Here is a 3,252-nt window from a genome sequence, read left to right on the forward strand (position 1 = left end):
GCAAGGAACGACGCGGCGGCGATCGTTACCGGATACTGCCAGGCGAGATAATTGAAGAACCCGACATAATGGAAATAGACGGCGAGCCCGGACAGGAACAGCAAGCCGAATTCGACCATGCGCAGGACGCCGCTGACCATGATCGGCGACATCGTATCGCGCCGGTACTGCGAGGCGACCTGGCGCGCGACATCGTTCATGCCGCTTGGCGTGTCGCCATCGGCCGGGCCGTCGAATTTACGCACCGCCTCTGCTGAAAAGCGGCGCGCGGGGTCGATCTCGTTCATGAGGGCTTTCCGCAAGCTTCCCCTCGGTCATAGCAAAAGAGAGCTAAGAAACCCTTGAAACAACATACGGCTTTGGAACGGCTTGGTCCTGCGCCTACTTGTCGAGCGCGGCGAAATAGGCGTTCTCGATGTCGGCGGCCATCACATCGGCGCCGAAGCGTGCCTTGAGGTCGGCCCCATCCGGCATCAGGTCGCGATAGGCGGCCGGGTCGGCCAGCGCTTGGCTCATCCTTTCGGCGAGCTCGATCGGGTCAGGTCGGATCAGGGCAGGGGAACCGGTGTCGAATATCTCCGGAATGCCGCCGACCGCTGTTGCGATCATCGGCTTTCCCGCGGCAAGCGTTTCCAGGACGATATAGGGCATGGCTTCGGCGCGCGAAGGAACGATGATAAGCGCGGCAAGGGCAAAGGCCTCCCTGGCCGGCATCGGCGGTAGGAAGCGGACATGGCGCTCGAGCCCGAGGCGTTTCACTTGCCCGTGGTAACGCGGTAGGTCGTCGCCGTCGCCGACCATCACCGCGGTCAGCGCGCGGCCGAACCGTGGGCCGGCGAGCGCCAATGCGTCGATGAAGATGTCCGGCCCCTTCAGGTCGCGCATCATGCCGATATAAAGCAGGTCGGCTGCGTCCGGCGCGGTGATCACCGGCTCGAATTCAGTGGCGCGCAGGCCGTTATAGACGAGGGTGTTGGGAATGGGCGGCTCGCCGACCTTGTGGCGATAGGTCCGCCGCTCATAGTCCGAGACAAACAGCAGATAGTCGGTGAAGCGAGCCATGAAGCGCTCGAGCGCGAAGAACAGCTTTCCGGTGGTCGTGTTCTCGTCATAGTGGAGGGAGCCGCCATGCGGCGAATAAAGGCGGGCTACGCGAGACCTTGATACCCGCAACAACGAGCCGAACAGACGGGCATAGGCGCCACCCTTGGCGCCGTGCCCGTGCAGTACGTCCGGCCGCAATTCCTTGATGATCCTGTACGTGCGCCAAGCCGAGGCAAGGTCGCCGGGACCGACGTGGCGCTGCATCGGCGTGCGATGAATGCCGAGCGCCAGCATGTTCTTCATCTGCTCGAACAGATGTTCCTCGAACGCGCCGCCCGTCGTCGAATCGCAGACGATGCCGACGGAATGCCCGGCGGCGACCTGCGCCTCGGTCAGGTCGCGCACATGCCGGAAAATTCCTCCGACGGGTGAGCGAAAGCAATGGACGATCCTGAGCCTGTCCGCCACTTGGTATCTGTCAGAACAGGCGTTCGCGGACGTAGACCGTATCGCCCGGCAGCAGCGGGTCGGAGGTGACCACGCGGCCGGTCATCACCTTGCCGTTGATGTCGCGGGTGATGTCGACGCTTTCCTGGTTGGCGCGCGGCGTGAAGCCGCCGGCAATGGCGATTGCCTTCTGCACCGTCAGGCCGGGGACGTAAGAGTATTGGCCGGCGGCACCCACTTCGCCCATGACGAAGATCGGCCGGTAGCGGTCGATCTCGACCGAAACGTCGGGATCGCGCAGATAGCCTTGCCGCAATTTGTCGGCGATCTCCTTTTCCATCTGCTGCGCGGTGTGGCCGCGCGCCGGTATGGCGCCGACAAGCGGGAAGGAGAGATAGCCGGATTGATCGACGCTGTAGGTGTTGGTCAGCCCGTCCTGCTCGAACACGGTGACGCGGACGCGATCGCCGGCGCCAAGACGATAGGGCTGATCGAGCACCTCATGGAAGGCGGCCGGCGTCGGCCGGTAGCTGGAACAGCCAGCCAGCATCGATACGGCAAGCAGCGCGCGAAACAGGGAAGCAGTGCTTTTCATGACCGGACAAGTACCTTCGACTGGGCCGCTGCGGCGTCGCAGCAAACATCAGGGATCGAGGCCCGTTATCATCCTGTTAGGGTTAATGGCCGGTAAAGGGAGCGGCCGACACGTGGCGCATCGGCAAGAGTTTTTGCGATTTCTGGCGGTTTTGTTTGTCGCCCGCCAGTAAACCCTAACGGAAACTTACCGCGATCTTAACGGCTGAGTTACCATAGTTGTTTACGGTGCGTGCTGACCCAGTATCGGAGTAGGGATGCATGTCCGTTCAGTCCGCGGCCGCAGATGTCGATGTCGATCTCAGGCAGCTCTTCGCCAGCCTGGCGAGGAATTGGCTGCGTATAGGCCTCGTCGTCCTGTTGGCGACCGGGCTGGCCTTTGCTTTCGCCTCGCTGGCAACCCGGCACTACAAGGCCGAGACGCAGGTGGAGATCGCGCCGCGCGAATCCATCTACACGCGGCCGGCCAGCAACAACAACGACACCGACAAGCCTATTCTCGACGAGCAGGGCGTCGCCACCCAGGTCCAGATCATTTCCTCCAACGAAATCCTCAAGCAGGTCTCGCAAAAGCTTGGGCTGGAAAAACTGCCCGAGTTCAATGAAGCGCTCGACATGTCGGCGCTGAGCCGCGCTCTGGTCCTGGTCGGCCTGAAAAGCGACCCGATGGAAATTCCGACGGAAGAGCGCGTGCTCAAGAAAATGCACGAGAAGCTCAACGTCTACGGCGTCGAGAAGACCCGCATCATTGCCATCGAGTTCTCATCGGAAGATCCCAAGCTCGCGGCCGCCATACCGGACGCCATCGCTGCCGCCTATATAGCGGGGCAAGGGGCGGCCAAGCTCGAATCGAACAGCGCCGCGGCAGACTTCCTGGCGCCCGAGATCGCCGACCTGCAGCGGCAGGTCAAGGATGCGGAGGCGAAGGTCGCCGCCTACCGAGCCCAGTCCGATCTTCTGATGGGTGGCAACAATTCGGTGCTGGCCACCCAGCAGCTTTCGGAACTGTCGAGCGAACTGTCGAAAGTGCGCGCCAACCGCGCTGCGGCCGAAGCGACCGCCGACGGTGTGCGCAGGGCGCTGCAGAATGGCGGTTCGCTGGACGCAGTGCCGGAGGTTCTGTCATCGGACCTGATCCAGCGCTTGCGTGAGCGACAGGTCGAATTG

3 protein-coding genes and 1 pseudogene are annotated in these 3,252 nt (G+C 62.6%); 1 reads left to right on the forward strand and 3 read right to left on the reverse strand.

Features of this window, described 5'->3' with window-relative positions; genetic code table 11:
- The 3 genes and pseudogenes from EOA22_RS28615 to EOA22_RS28625 form a co-directional block, all read right to left on the reverse strand.
- Positions 1-287 (reverse strand): annotated as a pseudogene (locus EOA22_RS28615) (undecaprenyl-phosphate glucose phosphotransferase); the annotation flags it as partial.
- A gap of 94 nt (positions 288-381) precedes the next feature.
- Positions 382-1,512: a glycosyltransferase family 4 protein gene (locus EOA22_RS28620; RefSeq protein ID WP_063167774.1), complete on the reverse strand. Its 1,131-nt coding sequence runs from the start codon at positions 1,510-1,512 to the stop codon at positions 382-384.
- Between the two features lie 10 nt (positions 1,513-1,522).
- Positions 1,523-2,086 (reverse strand): polysaccharide biosynthesis/export family protein, encoded by a 564-nt coding sequence (locus EOA22_RS28625; RefSeq protein ID WP_013532220.1) that lies wholly within the window; start codon positions 2,084-2,086, stop codon positions 1,523-1,525.
- Between the two features lie 260 nt (positions 2,087-2,346).
- Between EOA22_RS28625 and EOA22_RS28630 the strand changes: the two genes are divergently transcribed.
- On the forward strand, positions 2,347-3,252 hold a 906-nt coding region (locus EOA22_RS28630), incomplete at its 3' end, for a GumC family protein (protein WP_164755926.1).

The sequence above is a fragment of the Mesorhizobium sp. M7A.F.Ca.US.014.04.1.1 genome, from assembly GCF_003998745.1.
GTDB lineage: Bacteria > Pseudomonadota > Alphaproteobacteria > Rhizobiales > Rhizobiaceae > Mesorhizobium > Mesorhizobium ciceri.

What these genes read in the sequence shown, in the direction of transcription:
- EOA22_RS28625 (WP_013532220.1), bottom strand. Translation starts at nt 2,086, where the DNA reads ATGAAAAGCACTGCTTCCCTGTTTCGCGCGCTGCTTGCCGTATCGATG.